This is a genomic window from Anaerovibrio sp. RM50, from assembly GCF_000622005.1.
Classification (GTDB): Bacteria; Bacillota; Negativicutes; order Selenomonadales; family Selenomonadaceae; genus Anaerovibrio.
Genome location: NZ_JHWV01000014.1, coordinates 49,474 through 67,409, shown reverse-complemented (window position 1 = coordinate 67,409; position 17,936 = coordinate 49,474). Strand labels below are relative to the sequence as shown.

15 protein-coding genes and 1 tRNA gene are annotated in these 17,936 nt (G+C 43.0%); 5 read left to right on the top strand and 11 right to left on the bottom strand.

Going from position 1 to position 17,936, the window contains the following annotated elements; all coding sequences use genetic code 11:
• Positions 1–3,988: hypothetical protein (locus T525_RS0108505; protein WP_027406851.1), on the bottom strand; the 3,988-nt coding region annotated here is incomplete at its 3' end.
• Between the two features lie 332 nt (positions 3,989–4,320).
• Between T525_RS0108505 and T525_RS16705 the strand changes: the two genes are divergently transcribed.
• The gene (locus T525_RS16705) at positions 4,321–4,602 is read left to right on the top strand and encodes a type II toxin-antitoxin system HicA family toxin (protein ID WP_369751943.1); all 282 of its coding nucleotides are present in this window, start codon (positions 4,321–4,323) and stop codon (positions 4,600–4,602) included.
• 38 nt (positions 4,603–4,640) lie between these two features.
• Positions 4,641–4,961 carry a type II toxin-antitoxin system HicB family antitoxin gene (locus tag T525_RS14810; RefSeq protein ID WP_084277006.1) on the top strand — a complete coding sequence of 107 codons (321 nt, stop codon included), beginning with the start codon at positions 4,641–4,643 and terminating at the stop codon, positions 4,959–4,961.
• Between the two features lie 235 nt (positions 4,962–5,196).
• On the opposite strand, the gene T525_RS14805 is transcribed toward T525_RS14810, so the two are convergent.
• Together T525_RS14805 and T525_RS0108485 are read right to left on the bottom strand one after the other, a co-directional pair.
• On the bottom strand, positions 5,197–5,784 hold the full coding sequence (locus tag T525_RS14805) for a 3'-5' exonuclease (protein WP_051533512.1): 588 nt from the start codon (positions 5,782–5,784) through the stop codon (positions 5,197–5,199).
• 389 nt (positions 5,785–6,173) lie between these two features.
• Positions 6,174–7,109, bottom strand: a complete 936-nt coding sequence (locus T525_RS0108485) for an Rpn family recombination-promoting nuclease/putative transposase (protein ID WP_037325523.1) — start codon at positions 7,107–7,109, stop codon at positions 6,174–6,176.
• A gap of 241 nt (positions 7,110–7,350) precedes the next feature.
• Between T525_RS0108485 and T525_RS0108480 the strand changes: the two genes are divergently transcribed.
• Positions 7,351–7,578 carry a type II toxin-antitoxin system MqsA family antitoxin gene (locus T525_RS0108480; protein ID WP_027406849.1) on the top strand — a complete coding sequence of 76 codons (228 nt, stop codon included), beginning with the start codon at positions 7,351–7,353 and terminating at the stop codon, positions 7,576–7,578.
• Positions 7,579–7,680: 102 nt separating this feature from the next.
• Here T525_RS0108480 and T525_RS0108475 read toward each other — a convergent pair whose 3' ends face one another.
• From T525_RS0108475 to T525_RS0108455, 5 genes are all read right to left on the bottom strand, one after another.
• Complete coding sequence (locus T525_RS0108475; RefSeq protein WP_027406848.1) at positions 7,681–7,998, bottom strand: helix-turn-helix domain-containing protein; 318 nt, start codon at positions 7,996–7,998, stop codon at positions 7,681–7,683.
• 108 nt (positions 7,999–8,106) lie between these two features.
• Positions 8,107–8,307 carry a hypothetical protein gene (locus T525_RS0108470; protein ID WP_027406847.1) on the bottom strand — a complete coding sequence of 67 codons (201 nt, stop codon included), beginning with the start codon at positions 8,305–8,307 and terminating at the stop codon, positions 8,107–8,109.
• A 39-nt stretch (positions 8,308–8,346) separates the two neighbouring features.
• Positions 8,347–9,717, bottom strand: coding sequence for an RNA-binding domain-containing protein (locus T525_RS14800; RefSeq protein ID WP_051533511.1), 1,371 nt, complete (start codon positions 9,715–9,717; stop codon positions 8,347–8,349).
• A 211-nt stretch (positions 9,718–9,928) separates the two neighbouring features.
• Positions 9,929–10,927 carry a YgcG family protein gene (locus T525_RS16535; RefSeq protein ID WP_051533510.1) on the bottom strand — a complete coding sequence of 333 codons (999 nt, stop codon included), beginning with the start codon at positions 10,925–10,927 and terminating at the stop codon, positions 9,929–9,931.
• Entirely contained in the window at positions 10,927–11,484 is a 558-nt protein-coding gene (locus T525_RS0108455; protein WP_232219206.1) for a LemA family protein, read from the bottom strand. The genes T525_RS16535 and T525_RS0108455 overlap by 1 nt, the downstream gene beginning before the upstream one ends.
• Positions 11,485–11,698: 214 nt before the next feature.
• Here T525_RS0108455 and T525_RS0108450 point away from each other — a divergent pair, with 214 nt between their 5' ends.
• Positions 11,699–12,484, top strand: a complete 786-nt coding sequence (locus T525_RS0108450; RefSeq protein ID WP_027406845.1) for a hypothetical protein — start codon at positions 11,699–11,701, stop codon at positions 12,482–12,484.
• Positions 12,485–12,625: 141 nt separating this feature from the next.
• On the opposite strand, the gene T525_RS0108445 is transcribed toward T525_RS0108450, so the two are convergent.
• Positions 12,626–12,702: transfer RNA gene (locus T525_RS0108445), tRNA-Pro, on the bottom strand.
• Positions 12,703–12,788: 86 nt separating this feature from the next.
• Positions 12,789–14,132, bottom strand: a complete 1,344-nt coding sequence (locus T525_RS0108440; protein ID WP_027406844.1) for a GGDEF domain-containing protein — start codon at positions 14,130–14,132, stop codon at positions 12,789–12,791.
• A gap of 242 nt (positions 14,133–14,374) precedes the next feature.
• Here T525_RS0108440 and T525_RS0108435 point away from each other — a divergent pair, with 242 nt between their 5' ends.
• Complete coding sequence (locus T525_RS0108435) at positions 14,375–15,688, top strand: Na+/H+ antiporter NhaC family protein (protein ID WP_232219205.1); 1,314 nt, start codon at positions 14,375–14,377, stop codon at positions 15,686–15,688.
• Positions 15,689–15,811: 123 nt separating this feature from the next.
• Here the strand turns inward: T525_RS0108435 and T525_RS0108430 are convergent, their stop codons facing one another.
• On the bottom strand, positions 15,812–17,935 hold the full coding sequence (locus T525_RS0108430; RefSeq protein ID WP_027406842.1) for a M13 family metallopeptidase: 2,124 nt from the start codon (positions 17,933–17,935) through the stop codon (positions 15,812–15,814).
• Position 17,936 lies beyond the last annotated feature (1 nt).

Sequence of the window (17,936 nt, the reverse complement as noted above, 5' to 3'; positions counted from 1 at the left end):
CGCCGTCACCTTCGGCCTTGCCGCCCGGAACATCGCCCTTATGAGGATTTTCGCCGTCTATTGTGGTCTCAACCTTCACGGCCTCCACAGGTGCCACCTGCTCATCAACGCCGCGGTCAACCACATACATCAGGCTTTTGGTGGCACTGTCCCAATAAGCATGGCCCTTGCCGGTCTTGCCGTTGTCCAGGGTAAAGATGCCCGCACGGGTCTTGTTGACGCTGTCACCAAAGTTGGATACCAGTTTCATGGTATCACCCTTGTTGAGAGCGCTTACCCCTGTAAAGAATACATTTTCTGCATTTACAAAGGCATCACTGTAAGCGATTTCTGTATTTGGACGGGCATAGGTGCTGTTCCAGCCCAGCTTGCCAACGTTAAGGTCAGAGGCCTTGTTGGAGGATACTGTGTAGAGTACATTGCCGCCAGTGGCAGACACATTGCCCGTCACTGCCCCCTTGACGGTCAGACCCGGATTGGCTGTGTAGGTGTAGTTCAGCTTGCCAGTATCCTGGGCCGCAATATTATTCAAAGTATTATTGGCCTTCACCAGTGTCATGGAATCATTGGCAGCTGCCGTCTTTTTCTGGTCATCGGTCATGGTTACACCAAAGCCGGATTTATCCAGAGTCTTTACATTGGAGAAGTTGTACATGGCAGAGCTTTTATCCACCAGCACTGCACCCTTGTTATAGGTGACCTTGCCCAGCCCGATGGTATCAATGTAGGCCGCTCCTACGCTATACTGGAGAGCCGTACCGTCATTGCTGGCCTTCACGCCCTTGGCCTGCTTGCCTGAAATGGTGATGTTATTCTCAGTTTCGCTGTAAGTGCCGCTTGGCTGATAAGCAATAGAGCTGTCAATTTTGGCATCACTAAAGAAGTCTGAACCAGCGGTCAGGATGTTATAATCATTTACCTCTGTAGGAGTCTTAAAGCCGCTGCCAGTAACGGTAATGCCACCGTCCAGTTTCGACCAGCTGGCATCCACGGCACCAGTAGTGGTGGAACCGTCCCACTTGGAGATATCCACGCTGTCCAGTGTCTTTTTGTTTAGTTTATATTGAACTGCATTGCCTAATGTGCTTACTGTACCGGTCAAAGTACCGGAGAGAGTAGCTGCTTTATCTATGCCATAGCTAACCTTCTGGCTTACTGGGGAGCCCTTTACTGTAAGACCCTCCTGCAGTCCATTGGCACCGGTGAGTAATTCCCAAGTAGCCTCAGCATCATTAACATTAAGGGTATTTACCTTATCCCCTGTAAAGGTGAAGGTCAGCCCCGAGGCATCTACGCCATTGTTTCCAACACTATTAAATGTATAGCCTGTACCCGTAATGTTGCGGCCAGTGCCCCATTTCATTTCACCCAGGGTGATGGCATCTACGGACATGGACTCGGCATAGTATTTCAAGGTTGCGCCGCTGTCTTCCGTCTTAATACCGCCGGTTTTGCTGCCAGCCAGAGTTACGCCATTTTGGGTATCGTCAGTAACCCGCTCATCGCTTTTGTAAGCCTTGGACCCGGATACGGTGCCGAAAGTGTTTGCCCCCAAGTTGTTAAAGAGGGTTTTATCTTCCGCCAGGGAAGCAAAATTCCCTGTCTCCACCGCTATGTTGGTGCCTGTCCAGCTGGTAGGAAGGTTCATAGTTTGCGTACCCGTCCAACCATTAAGATTCATGCTGCTAATGGTACCGCCAGTAATGGTATATTTTACATTTGTACCGTTAGCTGTATTTTCCAACGATACATTACCAGTACCAGTGCCCTTATAGACAATATTATTGTCGGTAAACTCAGCAGCTACCTTGGCATTGTTTGGCTGGGTGATGGTGCCAGAAAGATTCTTGGCACCAGTAATTAAATTGGTGGTATCATTCGGTGCATCAGCTGTCCCCGTAAAGGTCAGACCAGAGGCATCGATATTTGTTACCCCTGCAAAGTCATAGGCTGAGGCGGCTTCCCGTGGGGTATCCCATTTCATATCTCCCAAGGAAACAGTATCCACATCAAACTTTTCAGCATAATAAGTCAGCTTTTTGCCGCTGTCCTCGGCCTTTACACCGCCAGCTCTGTTGCCGCTCAGAGTAACCCCATTGACCGTATCATCATCGAAGGTGCCAGCATTTGTATATTTGATTGAAGCGTCAATGTTAGCATTACTGAATAGGTCTGTATTTGCAGTAAGAATATCTATGGAATCACCCGGATCTAGTTGAGGTTTAGTAAAAGCCCCCTCTACTGATGTACCATCTGCTTTTTTCGTCCAGCCAGTAAGAGTAGGAGTACCCGCCGTGCCTTCCCAAGCTGCAAGATTTATACTATTAATTGACTTACCAGTGGCAGTATAGCCAATTGTATTCGAGGACCGCGTAATATTACCACTAAGGGTTGCACTGAGAGTTGCTCCATTAACAGTCTTTGTAAAATCTTGTGTATGGCTGATATTACTCAAAGCTGTCATGCCTGTAGCATTAGCCAACAGCGTCATGCTGCCGCTTACCGCCTCTGGAGTGGTGAAGGCAAGATTGGTTTTATCTATGGCCGTACCCGAACCAAAAATGTATTGGTTTAAGGTCAGCGTTCTCGGAGTTGTTCCCCACGTAACATTACCAAAAGTCACCTTAGAAATATTATTGGCAATCGTGTACGTAATGGCGCTTCCACTATTTGCTACAGTATGTGTACGGGTACCGTCAAGCCTTACAGTAGTTGACGCAGTATCATTGGTGATACTACTGGACGCCACTTCTTTTGAGGTATACGCTTTGATATCAGCAGCCGTATTGTTGTAATTCAGCTTTATACTTCCCAGACCAGTAGCCGAAAGCAGTGTCATGGTACCATAATGGGAAATGTCAGTATCACCAAGAAGATTAGATGAACCGTGAATATCCAGTGTAACCTTATCTCCACCACCTATTGTACCAGCTGTGAGTACTGTTCTGCCCTTTGAAAAGGCAAAATCGCTGGCAGTGGCAATCTTGTCAAAACCGTTAACATTATATTTTACAACATTATTTTGGGCATTTTTCCCTAAATTAAGAGTATTGTTAGTGTAAATTGTTTGTGTACCACCAACCCTGCCTCCAAAAATCTGGGCAATATTTATTGTTCCGTTAAGGGTTACACTATTGCCTGTAGCTGACTTACCATTAGTCTCAGCGTTCCCAGCAATAACTTCAGTGTAATCCGTATCAAATGTACCACCTGATAATATTACCTCATTGCCAGTAGCATCTCCTGTCTCAGCATATCCACCATATATATACTGATACGATCCAGACGAAGCCGGCTTAATAGTGCCATTCGATATTGTCACTCTATTTTTCTTAGCATTGACTTGACCAAATCCACCATAGATTTTACCATTAATTTGGGCAGAGCTTCCTGAAATTGTAATTTTGTTATTGAAAGCACTTGATAAATAACCGTCGCCACCATATACATCGAAGTTTACTTTACCGCCGGTGATGGACACGGTGTTTCCATTATTCGAATTATTCTCATCACCAGCAATACCCTGATAACTATAGCCACCAAAAACATAATCCGCTGTGCCGGCTGTCATGGAAAGACTATTTTTGGTGACATTTGAATTTATTCCTCTTGCAAGTCCACCATAAACCGTATACACTTTGGCGTTGCCGCCGGCAATCCAAATTTGCCGATTGGAAACACCCTCCCCCGGGCTATTGGAGAATCCACCAGCAATCTCATAGGAATGCCAAGCTACCATATCAGAGTTATACTTTATTTTATATGCATCACTAACCGCATAAAAAATATGATGTTCAATCGTATTATGAGTATACGTTCCAGTGGTACACCATGTATCCGAAGTAAAATCGTTCGGGCCCTGTAAAGGACCTATTTCTTTCTCTGTAGGATCTGCCTCCGCCACAGGCCCATAAAGGCACCCTCCGCCCAATATAAGTGCCGTCAATATAAGACTGGTCAATTCCTTTTTGCTTTTCTTGCTTTTCATATTACTCCCCTCCCTGGGCTATTTACCGCTTAAAAACACAAAAAGCCTTCTCTCAGGCCGCCAGCAAGCCGCAAAGACTCGCCAGCCTCCTGAGAGAAGGCTTATTTATATCATTATTCACTTGTGTATAATTATCTACTTTTAGTGGACAGTTGTCCCCCCCGTAAGGACAGTATTAGGCACAAAAAAACCGCCCTGCACGTTGGTTGTCAATAGCTTCTGCGCTTTCATGCCCTGTCACTCCTTTCGGGGTTATTTTAAAATACACCTATTTTTGTTCATCTTCGACATTGAAAACAAAAATCCTGCAAAGTTAATAACTATTATGTTTAATTATCGGAATAAAGGCGGGTTTTCTTAAAAAAGCTCCCAGCCGAAGCTGGGAGTCATTTGAATCTCTACCTTTATTACATAATAAAAAGGCCTACCAGAGTGCTTCAAATCACACTCTAGTAGGCCGTAAATCATTTCCCTATACAAAACATAATGGCTTTATTCCAATTAAAAGCAACAACGGTTCTCATAAAAAGCTATTCAATCCTGTTACTAACGTTACTGTTACTGTGCCCATGCATAGCAAGGATCTAAAGAAAGGCTTGGAACAAGCAATATAAAAACAAGCCGGATTAAAATAATTCTGGAGGTGTTATCTATGAGCAACAATTACTACTACCCTGCAATTTTTCAGCCAGAAGATATTGGCTTTTCTGTATCTGTTCCTGATTTACCAGGGTGCTTTACTCAAGGTGATACTCTTGACGAAGCACTTGAAATGGCCCAGGAAGCTATTGGTATTATGTTAGAAGATATACCAGAAAAGGATTATCCCACAGCTTCCAACCCTGCCAAGCTTGTCACAGAAGGCGATCAGTTTGTGATGATGGTACACTTTGATAAGCTGGCTTATGATAAAAAATACAATTCCAAGGCCGTAAAGAAAACCCTTTCCATTCCTGCTTGGCTAAATAAATAGGCATTAGAGCGAAATATAAACTTTTCCAACACGCTGCAAAATGCCCTTATTCGTGAATGAAATATATAAAATTCGAAACCGCATAAATTAGAGTTTACTAGCCCGTCAGCCTATACTGCCGGGCTTTATTGTGCTTATTAATCAATAAATGAATGCTTATGTGGCACCATCGTTTAGTTCACATGTGACTAATTCATTTCTTCATCATTGATATTACCTCTTATTTCTCGTTACCTCAAGCAATCTTCCTATATTTCTCTTCCATATATCTCTGTGGGTCCCAGCCCATATCTACCATCTTGTGCAGGATTTTGCCTGTGTTGAGAGCATCATCAAATGCAGTATGCCATATACCATCAAAGGTCATTCCCAGAGTCTCAATCGTAGCTTTAAGGCCTGGAGTACGCTTCATGCCCGTCATTGCCATATAAGCTATAGCCAAATTCAGACAATCTTCTTTACGAATAGGATTAACAAGCTTATGACGATAACACCCCTGTGATAATACTTTATAGTCATCATTTCCCCATGTTACAAAGTAGGTTTCTCCCGGCACATACATGGCAGAAAGCATCTTCAACATATCGCAAAACTCCACACCTTTTTCCATATCCTTCTGGGTAATCATACAGAAGTCCATAGCTGCAGTTGCCTGCTTTGGATAGAAATGTGGCTTAACAAAACTCTGAAGCTTAGCGATGTTGGTTTTCCCGTCATATTTTACTGCGCCGACTTCAATAATTTCCGGAAAGAAACCATTGGGCCTTCCTACAGGCTTGTTGTAATATGTGAACTCAAAATCTACAACTATAAACTGCGCCATTTAAAACCACTCCTCACATAATCATTCCGCTGACTTTAATAACCACTCAATTTTTATTGTCTGTATAATAGCACTACTATTGATTTTTTAAAATATTTCCATGTGCCAAAAAATGACCACCATAAGAAGCGTATGTTCTCATAAAAAAGGCCTACCAGAGTGTGCTTCATAATTACACACTCCAATAGGCCACAATTCATTTACCTATACAAAAGCACAACAGCAGTCCGATAATAAGCCAAGCAGTTGCGGATGGCTGTTTATTTGTGATTGTTTAATCTCTCTTTTTGCTACTTTATTTGCTACCATTAAATTTGCTGAGACAGTTTCTGAATCTACTGATTGGAAAGAATTGCCTTGCACATATCTATCGGCTCCTCTAAAACGTATCAAATCAACGCGCTATATTGCTTTTGTTCATCAGCTGGAAGCATAAGGGCATCCATAGCTTCCTGGGCGGACCAGCCCATTTTTTTCATTAAGTTGCGAATAGCTGTGAGACGCTCTTCCATACGTACATCTTCCTTCATATCTTCTATTGCCTTGCACATATCTATCTGCTCCTCTCCTTCAGGTATCTTAAAATCAACGTTGGCACATACGCTTATAGTTTGTACAGCTTCACGATTCAGCGACTTAAATTTAGGATTATTATCCACTAAATCATGTATACGTTGCTTATCCTTGGAATATTTTATAAACTTCAGTACTTCCCGCAAATCAGATTTAAAAAAATCCAGTTTATCATCACTCATCATGGCCGGTGATACAAGATTAATGTGATAATCAGGTGAATATTGCCTTACACTATCATCAATATCTTTTGGATACATTTCCTGCAACGATAAAGGGGCATCCCATTCATCAGCACCCCAATGAACAACTATGGTAATTACCGGCAGCAGTTTATCACTGCGATAAAAACCACTGAGAAACTCGGCACTATTACAGGCCTTATTATGGTTATTTTTACGGGAATTGGCCACAGCAGATATCTGATTAGCAAAAGTCATGGCATCGTAAAGCATATTTCTTACTGGCATAGCTGTATGAATTTCTGACTGGTTTTCCACACCTAGAATACAATATGCAGTTTTACCATCAGTTTTAGTTAAAACCTTCAGCACATCCCTGTACTTCTGAGTTGGTACAGCCACTCCGTCAGTACCATAGGGAACAACAACACTGGTGGTATCCATATCCCGAAGTTTATCGGGTGCTACCTTCTCAGCACCATGAAAGCAAAAGCCATTAAAAAGATCTGCAAATCTAGCTGGATTTTCCATGTAATCCTTTGTGATTGAATCTCTCTTCCCCACAATCATACCCCATTTCCTTCTATTTTTCCATATTACATTTCTGTATCTTCTGTAATATTTATTTTTCCACTTATTATTATTTTAAATTTTCATATAATATTTTAATATTTTTATATATTTTTATCAATACCTTTTATATATTTTCACATTATTATTCTTGTATAATTCTTTTTACACTATTATATTTCGTTTTCATCAAAAATGACTTGTATGATATAATGAAGCAGGTGACAAGGAGGTAATTGTTATGGCTTGTTTTTACTGCAAGGGAGATATTGTTCCCAGCACTACAGTATATACGGTACAAATTGGTAATACAGTAATAGTAATAAAAAATGTTCCTTGTGAAGAATGTGAGCAATGCGGCGAAATTGAAATTTCCAATGAGGTCATGCAAAAATTGGACAAAATTATTGATACCGTTAAACAGCTTATGCAGGAAGTTGCTGTTATTGACTATAAAATGACTGCTTAATCATAAACGATAAAAGGCCAGCGTAAAGCTGGCCTTTTTTGTAGCTTATGCCCCGATAAGAATGCCCCATAAAATTATTATAAATTTTTGTCTTATTATCCATCACTTTTTCCTCTTTGAAGCCCTATGTGCAATTGTAAGCCCCATATCCTGCATCAGACGGCCCTTTATGTCATCTTTACAGATAAGCAGCAAATCCTTATCCATGCCCTCGATAGCATGAAGGACCTTTGCATAGGCCCCCATGGACACAGATGGGCTGCCTTTTTCAATTGCCCATACTGTCGTACGCCACAGGCCTGCACGGTCGGCAATGACTTCTACAGGAATATCCCGCCGCAAACGAGCTAGTTTAATCTGTTCCCCCATACGTTGCAGTATTCGCTGAATACTGGGAGTAAGAACAATTTTCTTCCCCATAGTTGTCCCTCCAATGTTTGTATTTATAAACATAATTACATAAGATATTTGTAAATACAAACATTATGCGTTATTTACGCTCTTTCTAACGAAGCATAATCATATCTCTTATCTTTTATATTCCTTTGCAATCTCCTGAAAACTTCTCTTGCCGTCAATATAATCGGCATATACCAGCTCCGGTGATTTTCCATGATATATCTGGCATATACCACAGCTTTCACAGTTGCCCCGGCAGTAAAAATTATCATAGATATATTGCTCCCGCTCAGCAGCAGTGGATTTTTCAATGTCAGGTGGATTCCCCATAATAATGCCCCCATATTATAATCATCAAATAAACAATTTTTAATCCTCAAATACATCATCCATGGTAGCATACTCAGCCTTACCCTCAGCTACCTTCAAGGCTTCTGCTCTCATATTTTTCAAAACCCATTTTCCCATTTTGTTTCCACCTTGTCTCTCGAGGACCTTTTTCTTCTTTAATGAAGTTATTATTTTCCGTATATATCCATCAGAGTACCCACTTTGCATAACTAATTCCCTTATTGTTATATTGGAATTTTTGCTAATATACCCTACAACACGCTGCTCCGCTTCATTAAGACTCGTTCGGCCCTGGATTCCTAATTCAGTAACATTATTTTTCTCGTAATTAAATGGAATCGTAACATTAACAAAATTTTCCATAATATCAAAAGCTTGTTTACCATAATTACTGATAATCAGAGGAATGCCATGACCTGTTTGCTCCACATATCCCAATTGGCCAAATATCTTTTGCAGCTTGGAGTTAACGGGCTTGCTTATTCCTTTATAAAATTCTTCCTTGTTTAAATCTACCGGCAACCCCCCTGTGGAAATGATCTCTATTCTGTCAGAAAAAATATAAACTGCCGGTGGATTACCTTTGTCCCATTTCGTATGAATACATGCATTTTGCCAAGCTTCTTTAAAGCTGGCCATATCAAATAATTTTTCCTCTGTACGTCTATGATTGCCCATTTTAACCATTGTTTCATTAATGGATTCCATGTAGTCCAATACTTTATCAATAGCTGTAACCAGACAGGTTCCCCCATACTCATTTCTTTTAATAAGATCTGTCTTATCTTTTCCGGCAAAGGTGACCACCTTTATAGAAATATCATTTTCATCAGCAAGCAAAAATGCCATTAAATTATATTTTCCATCGCTATTTTTTAAACCAACATTATCTTCAAAGGTTGCCTGATTAACTGTCAATCCCGATGTAACATAAGCAATTTTAAGTTTATTGAATGTAAGTTTCTGAACCGGCGCCGGAACAAAAGTCAAGATATCTGATGATGTTTGTTTGTCCATTAACTCCTTCAATGCAGTCGGACTTAACTCTCTATCCTCGTCCGCTGATCTCATATAATAGCGACCATACGCCGAGTATGGCTTTTCTGAACCGCGAACTTCAATTTTTATCACGTTTTTATCATCTATCAGTTGATGCTCTATGACAGGTATAACCTGAGGCTTAATATAGCTTGCTATCGCCTGTGATATTTCTCTGAGCGTTCTGTCTCCCATTTGTTGTCCCACTACATCCCCATTGTTCTTAACTCCAAAATACAGTACCCCATAGCTATTTTTATTAAGCATAGAAGCTAATGATGTTATGCCTTCACGAAGTTCACCTGTTGTTTTCTTAAATTCTATTTTTTCTGTTTCCACTCCCATGTTCATTGTATCACCCCTTCCAAACATACTATTGGTCATTCAGGAACGTTTTCACTTGTATCGTAGTAAAAAAATTTCTGTTTTTTATATTATACCCTATTCGATTTCTTTTTGCTACTTTATTTGCTACTTTATTTGCTACTCTTTTTGCTACTAACCATAATTTTTTCCTACAAGTAAAAAAGCTGCCCTCAGTGAGAGCAGCCAATCATTTGATTTACCAGCCGCCGGATGAACCGCCGCCACCGGAGGAACCACCACCGAAGCCTCCCCCAGATGAACTGCCTCCGCCAAAGCCGCCACCAGAGGAACCGCCGCCGAAGCCTCCGCCTCCGCCGCCTCTGCCACCCCAATGTCCAAATATACCTTTGAACTCAAGGGTTCCCAAATGGCCAAAGGACACTATATACAAAAGGGCCAGAAATGCGAAAATTATTAAATTCAGCATTGGTAAAAAACAATAGAACACCAATAAATACAGAAGTCCCAGACCAATAACAAGGCCCAATGCACCTAAAATAATATCTTCCCACCATGCATCTTCTTCATTATCCTGTGTGGCACCTGTATCTGTTTTATCTACTGCAGCTGCATTATCCTTTCCTGTCGGGGCAGATCCCGTTGCCGAGGAATTTACCGTGCCCAATGTATAATTCACCTCAGCAGTTGCGGCACTCTCCAGGGCAAAGCCCTCGGGAGGGGCCGCTCCATATTCCTCGTAGGTTTTTCCCGCCAGCTTGAAATAGGCATCGACTATACCCTCGGAATATTCGCCCTTTTTAAAGAATGGCACCATGCCGTCCAGAACCTCGCCAGTGTAGCCGTCCGTCAAGGCCCCCTCCAGGCCGTAGCCCACTTCCACGCGAAATCTCCTGTCGTCCTTGGAAATAAGCAGCAGAACGCCATTATTCTTTTTTCTGTCCCCAATACCCCATTTGCGAAACAGCTCATTTGCGTAATCCTCAATAGCCTCGCCCTTTAATGAGACAATGGTTACCACCACCAGCTGGGCCCCGAAACGGTTGTCCAGATCCTGGCCGATGGTCAATATTTGCTTTTTATCCTCTGACATTACCATGCCGGCAAAATCAGCCACATAAATTTCCTGCTTTGGGGGAGCGGGAATTTCAGCCGCCATGGCCCTTCCCCATATCCCCTGCGTCACCAAAAAAGCAAGTGCCAGCACAATATGCCAAAGAATTTGTTTCCCCCACATCAGAATGCCACCTGAGGCACAGCATGGGCCGATTCCTCAGCCGCAAATGGTGTCAGAGGAGAATACCCCATCATGCCGGCAAACATATTGCCAGGGAAGGTGCTGACAATAACGTTATAGTCCTTTATGGCATTATTGTAGTCCTTGCGGGCTACAGCAATACGATTTTCAGAGCCGGAGATTTCCCGCATAAGCTCCGTAAAATGAGCATCAGCCTTTAACTCCGGATAGTTTTCCACCACCGCAAAAAGGTGTCCCAGTGCTCCTGACAGGGCAGCATCAGCAGCTGCCATTTCCTCAGGGGTGCTGGCCCCGGCCACCTGGGCTCTGGCGGCAGTTACTTCCGTAAGAACCTTTTCCTCATACTTCATATACCCCTTCACGGTGTTCACCAGATTTGGGATCAAATCAGCCCGGCGCTGAATCTGATTTTCCACCTGACCATATTGGGCATCAACATTGATCCGTGCTTCCTTTATCCCGTTGTAGGTACCGATACCCCAAAAAATCATAACTCCCAGCAATACAATTGAAAGAATACCACTGACCCTTAGCAAAATAATCCCCCCTGAAAATTATTCAACATTGATAAAATAAAGTCTTTCTTACAATGAACTGTACCATCTGGTAAAGGGAACTGTCAATGTCATAAGCAAAGCAAATCCCTCAAAAAACAGCGAAAAATAAATGCCTCCCAAATTGAAGGATAACCCCATACATGTGTCGAATTTCCCTTAGAGATGGAATTATGTTTTAAGGAGGTTTGAAAAAATGGCGAAAATTGCAGGAAAGACATTAGCCATTTCCATTTTAGCATCATTGGCTGCCACGGTGGCCCTGGCGTCCCCTATGCAGCAGGCACATCAAATCGATATTTTGTCCCAGACGGGACTTGGCACCAGGGGGTGGTTTGTAACCCCCGCCAAGGACAAGGATTGGGAAAAATGGCACTATGCCATAACGGATCTTGACCATGATGGCAATGTGGAAATATTCAAGGCCAAGGAGGCGGGCCTGGACGGTGCACCACAGCTTCAATGTGAAGAAATTGACAATAAGACAATGGAGCGCCGCTGGGGTGTGTATCTCACCGGGGGCTCAGATTATCCTGATATATTCAGTGCCCCGGAAACTGCCGCCAAGCCTCATCTGTATGAAAATCCTGGAGATGGGATTTATTATTACATATTTGACAGCGTTAAGTGGAATACTGAATTTGCCAACACCACCAAAACATACGCCATACGTCTTGTTGGTGATCTGCTCATCGACGAATTTGCCATCAGGGAATGGCAATTATCAGGCTACGATGGCTCGGAAACAAATCACTACTACCTTCCAGGCTGGCTTGACATAGATGCAGAAAGCGATACCCCTAATCCACCGCCTAAGGAAATTGATAAAGCCAAATATGACAATCTCATACGTGAGCACTTAGGCGCAGGCCAGATTCAGCAAGGCTCCATCGGCTGGATGGATACCAAGGAATTGCTGACCCAGCTTCAGGAGAAGAAATCCTTTAATATGTTATGGGATTCCTACAGAACCTTTAAGTGATCCGCAAACCAAAAAATAATCTGCTGAAACAGCAAATCCCCCGCAAGCATCAATTGCTTACGGGGGATTACTATTTCTGATATCACTTTTTTGATATCACTATTTTTGATATTACTATTTTTCTGCTGACAAGCATAAAAATGGTCGGGATGACAGGATTCGAACCTGCGACACCTTCGTCCCGAACGAAGTGCGCTACCAAACTGCGCTACATCCCGACACTATGTGTGGCAAAAACCAACAATATTATTATACATGCCTTGAGGAAAATAAACAACAGCAGACCAAAAATATGGACTGCTGCTTATTTGTGTTTTTTCACAAACAAAAACACTGTCTGGTTATCCTTTGAATAATCGTCGGCCCGCACCATTTCAGTGGTCACAGGAAGGTATTTTTCCCCCACCAGTCGCCGGTAGGAAAAGGAATAATAAGCCTTTTTCCCGGCAAAATAATCCTTCAAAAATTCAGTATCCATAGACTTAAAAAATTTCTCATGGTCATCGTCATGAATGTAGCCGGACTCAGCATAACGCTTAATATCCACAGACAAGGTATAACGGGTGCAGTTAAATTTTTTAAATTCTTCCTCATCAATATGGATAATCTGATAGCTGTTGGTGGTAAGATTCAGCTTCAGCACCTTTTCATACATACAGCTAAGGGCATTGTGGGCACTCTGTCTGCCGGTGCGATCCACACCCTTGAGAGCATAATACTGCTCCTTGTCCCTGTACATGCGCTGGTCGGCAATCTTGGCCATTTCATAGATATTCCTGTCGCTGCACTCAGCCCTGGTCACATACCCCATGGATATGGACAGGCTTTCCACCAGCTTCCCATGCCAGCTTTCAACTACGCCGTTAAACTGACCAATAAGCCGCGGGAGATTGGCAGGTGAAATATAAATTACTGCCGCAAACTCATCGCCACCCAGTCTGTACACCCGGCCATATTGGGCAAAGCATTTTTTGAGGCAATCCGCAACCCCCATAATAAGCTCGTCACCAGCATCATGTCCCAATGAATCATTGACGATTTTAAGGCCGTTAACATCAACGGAGAGAAATACCATATTATTATTGGCGGATTTATCGTACTCCAATATATTTTCATTGTACATTTTACGGTTATACAGTTGGGTCAGATCATCCACATAGGAATTATAAAGGAGCTGTGATTCTTTGTTCTTTTCGTAATTAATATCACGCACCGCAAAAATGGCCTTTGTAAGAACGCCGTTCTCGTCCACAGCCCCGGGAAAAAGAATGGCCTCAAGCCACCCCGTGTTAATCCCCTCATATTGGTAAGTAATATATTTTTTCCCATTAAGCCTGTTCCCCATGGTACTGATATCGGTAAAATCCACCATTCCCGAAATATATTCAGGCTTAAGGAGCATACGGCACATATCCTTGATGGATATACTTATATTACCGGTCTCACCCATAATAGTACGGACATGGGCCCCGTCCACATATATCTCCCTATACATTTCTGTCACCAGATCAAAGGAATATATGTAAATATAAAACTGGGACATGGAATTAATAATCGCCAATTGTTCCTTAAATTCTTCATCCCTGTCCTGGGGCATATTTAAATCAAAGCCTATAAAATTGTCCATTAATCCATGGGAAGCGCTCATTGTAAATACCCCTTGAAATCAGCCAAAAAATTATTCCATAACCTGCTCTCTATTTAACACACACCCTATTTCATACGCTTAATCTATTTCTCCATTCCACCCCATTTTTCCTGCCAAAACAAAGAAAAAGGGACCATTTTATCATCAAAATCTATCCTAATAATTTTACCCATTTAAACACTTTGAACTTTTCGCCCAATAACTGTATAATATTCAAGGACTTTTATTTAGGAGGAACGATTGTGGAAGATAAAAAAAGCTTTGGAGCATTGCTGCCAATTGCAGTGTTTGTGCTCCTTTATCTGGGACTGGGTATTACCCTGGAGTACGTAATGAAGGTGCCTATGGGCTTTTACAACGTCTCAGTTGTTGTAGTATTTATGATTGCCCTGCTGGTGGCCTGCCTTCAGGCCAAGGGCATTGACATGAACGAAAAATTAAAAATCATGGCCAACAGTATGGCAGACCCCAATATTATAACCATGATTATAATATTCCTTATGGCAGGAGTTTTTGTTGGAGTATTGGGAAGAAGCAGTGCGGAAAGCGTGGCGTATTTTCTTCTTTCCCTGATACCGGCGGATTACGCCATTCCTGTGCTCTTTCTTATCAGTGCCTTTGTATCACTGGCCATGGGTACCTCTGTGGGGACCATTACCCTTATTACCCCAATAGCCATCGCCATCGGCGGATGCACCGGCTACCCAATGCCCCTTTGTGTGGGTACTGTAATGGGAGGCGCCATGTTCGGTGACAACCTTTCCTTTATTTCCGACACAACCATTGCGGCCTGCAATGGCCAGGGCTGTAAGATGCAGGATAAATTCAAGGCGAACTTCAAAATCGCCGTCCCAGCTGCACTTCTTACCATTGTGGTTCTGTACTTCCTCACCCTGGAGCAGCCAACGGGGGGACTTAATATAAAGGAATACAATCTTTTGCAGATTATTCCTTATCTTCTTGTTCTCATCGGCGGCATCATGGGCTTCAACGTATTTATGGTGCTTCTGGTGGGCATTGTCAGCGGCTCACTCCTCATGCTGGGCACAGGGGAAGTGATTTTCCTTGATTATCTGGCCAACATCGGCAAAGGAACTGCGGGAATGTTTGAGACCTCTATGGTGGCCATTCTTGTTTCCTGTATTGGCGGCCTCATTGCCTACAATGGCGGCTTTAATGCCCTGCTTTCCACCGTGCACAAGATTTTCAGCACCAAAAAGGGTGGTATGCTGGGTATCGGAATGCTGGTGGGCTTTATGGATATCGCCACTGCAAATAACACCGTGGCTATCGTAATGACCAACCCAATTGCCAAGAAAATTTCCGAGAGCTTCAATATTTCCCCGAAGGAATCCGCTTCCCTTTTGGATACCTTCTCCTGTATTTTCCAGGGCATCCTTCCATACGGTGCCCAGATGCTGGTGGCCCTTTCCATTGCCGCAAGCCTTGGCTGGGAGCTTTCCGCATTCCATGTACTGCCTTATCTTCTTTATCCATATCTGCTTTTGGTAAGCTCCATACTCTTTGTATTCCTGCCAAGCATTGAAGAAGATTAATTATTAAAATTGTTTAATTTTTTAGCATGTTAACTTACTAAAAAAATAACTCTGCTGTTAATCATTTCTGACTGACAGCAGAGTTTTCTTTTGCACTTTTTTGCTCCATCAGAGGGCCATTAGTTACCACACCAGAATCCGCTTTTCCGGCGCCAGATACATCTTATCCCCCGGCACCACGCCGTAGGTATCATTAAATTCATCAAATTGCTGCAAAATTACATTTACCCTGAGATATGGCAACGGGTGAGGATCAGTATTCACCTGCAGCTCGCCAAACTCCTTGGTATATACGCTTTGCCACAGCTTGCCATACTGGTTGAAGAATTGCTTGTAATTAAAATTCGGCACATTTTTGGCAATGGACAAAATGCACTGCATTCCGCCAATATCCGCAATGGTCTCTCCCTTGCCCAGCTCCCCGTTGCAATGGAGGCCCTCATAGATGGTAATACTGTTGAGATAATCAACCACTTTCTTGGCCCTCTCATTGTAGGCCGCCTTATCCTCCGGGGACCACCACTCCTGCAAATTGCCATTTTCGTCAAACTGGGAACCGTTGGTATCAAAGCCGTGGGAAATCTCATGGGCAATAATCATGCCTATGCCCCCCAACTTTTCCTCGTAGGTGTAGTCGCTGTAATAAAATACCCCGTTGAGAATACCCGCAGGAATATTAATGGAGTTATCCGCCATATTATACATGGCATTGACGGTATAAGTTGGAACCCAGTTGATTTCCACTTCCCCGTTCATCTTTTTAATATATTCACCGATTTCCCATTTTAAAAGGGCCTTCTGAACATCAATAAGATTCTTGCATTTATTAAGCTTAATATCGTTCCATTTCTTAGGCTTGTCCGGCATAACGGCACGAATCTTCAGATTATTAAGCTTTGTAATTGCCTTTTGACGTACCTCAGGGGACAAAAAGGCTTCATTTTGAAGCATTGCCTTGTAATAGCCTGTTACGTCGGCAATAATCCCCTCAATATCCCGTTTGGTTTCCTTGCTGCAATATGCCTGGGCGTAAAGATTGGACAATGGCCCCGGCAATACAGCTTTTACGTATTCCACACCACGCACCCAGTCCGGGACACTTCCCTTGTAGCCGCGGACCGCCAGATTGTGCTCCATGGCAATATCATTGGCTGCGGAATTAAGTATTTCCATATTTTCCAGCATGCGGTAAACAATAAGGGTATCCTTCATGTCCTGAAGGTTCTCCTCCTTGTAATAGGCCGCCAAAGCCTTTATATATGCAGGATTTGGCACATTAAAGCGCTCAGCCTGGTCAAGACCGTATTTATTAAGGTAAGCAATAATAGGATAACGGCCTGCCATTTCCTTCAGCTCATCAAGGGTAACAGGATTGTTGGTTCTCTGGAGATAATCCGTCTTTGAAGCATCCTCACGGGTGTACATGGACCCCGCCAAAGCGTATTCCAGACGGTACATGGCCTCAATTTTCGTCTTGGCAGTTTCCTCATCGAACTTGGCCAGCATCATCATCTTTTTGGCCGCCACATCATTGGCATTTTTGATGCGCCTGCCCAGCACTGTGAGCTTTGAATATTCCGCCGCATCCCCAAGTGTTAGCCCCATAGGGACAATGGCCATGGCATAACGCTTGGTATCGTTGAGATCCGGCTGCAAATCCGGCTCACAGAAGGCACTGTTTGGCACCTCATCACCGAGAATATAATTATCCATATCCTCCAGGGTCTCAATGGCCTCAATCTTATGCACGTCATCCATCATGGGCTGGAGGCCGATTTTATCCCGCTTTTTCCAGTTCTTCACCATCTTATATACCTTCTGGCAAATGGATCCGTCATGGGAAAACTGCATAGGAGTTTCCAGCAAAGTGGCAATATTGTAATCCACCTTGCTGTTCACTTCGTTGAAAACATCGTAGGACGAGCTGATGCCGTACTCTCCCATCTGCTCTATCCAGTAATCATTGTTGTAGGAATAGAAATTATCCCTGGCGGAAAAGCTGGGAACCTCATGCTTTTTGTCAATAACGCTTACGTCAATCCATGGGTCGCCCCCATCGGCAATGGGCTTATTGGCGCTGACGTATTTTTGCTCCTCATCCTTACTCTGGGGCTCTTCCTTTTCCAGAATAACCGTGGTCTGCTGGGCATCATTAATCTTTGATGCCTCAGAGGCATTTGGCAAAAAGATAAAACCGCATGCCAGCACCAGAGCCAGCAGCTTTGATTTAAATCTCATAATGGCCATA

Excerpts from the sequence above, each read along its gene's own strand:
- T525_RS14810 (WP_084277006.1), top strand. The coding sequence starts at position 4,641 with ATGAGCAACAATTACTACTACCCTGCAATTTTTCAGCCAGAAGATATT.
- T525_RS14805 (WP_051533512.1), bottom strand. The coding sequence starts at position 5,784 with ATGGCGCAGTTTATAGTTGTAGATTTTGAGTTCACATATTACAACAAG.
- T525_RS0108485 (WP_037325523.1), bottom strand. The coding sequence starts at position 7,109 with ATGATTGTGGGGAAGAGAGATTCAATCACAAAGGATTACATGGAAAAT.
- T525_RS0108480 (WP_027406849.1), top strand. The coding sequence starts at position 7,351 with ATGGCTTGTTTTTACTGCAAGGGAGATATTGTTCCCAGCACTACAGTA.
- T525_RS0108475 (WP_027406848.1), bottom strand. The coding sequence starts at position 7,998 with ATGGGGAAGAAAATTGTTCTTACTCCCAGTATTCAGCGAATACTGCAA.
- T525_RS0108470 (WP_027406847.1), bottom strand. The coding sequence starts at position 8,307 with ATGGGGAATCCACCTGACATTGAAAAATCCACTGCTGCTGAGCGGGAG.
- T525_RS14800 (WP_051533511.1), bottom strand. The coding sequence starts at position 9,717 with ATGAACATGGGAGTGGAAACAGAAAAAATAGAATTTAAGAAAACAACA.
- T525_RS16535 (WP_051533510.1), bottom strand. The coding sequence starts at position 10,927 with ATGTGGGGGAAACAAATTCTTTGGCATATTGTGCTGGCACTTGCTTTT.
- T525_RS0108450 (WP_027406845.1), top strand. The coding sequence starts at position 11,699 with ATGGCGAAAATTGCAGGAAAGACATTAGCCATTTCCATTTTAGCATCA.
- T525_RS0108440 (WP_027406844.1), bottom strand. The coding sequence starts at position 14,132 with ATGAGCGCTTCCCATGGATTAATGGACAATTTTATAGGCTTTGATTTA.
- T525_RS0108430 (WP_027406842.1), bottom strand. The coding sequence starts at position 17,935 with ATGGCCATTATGAGATTTAAATCAAAGCTGCTGGCTCTGGTGCTGGCA.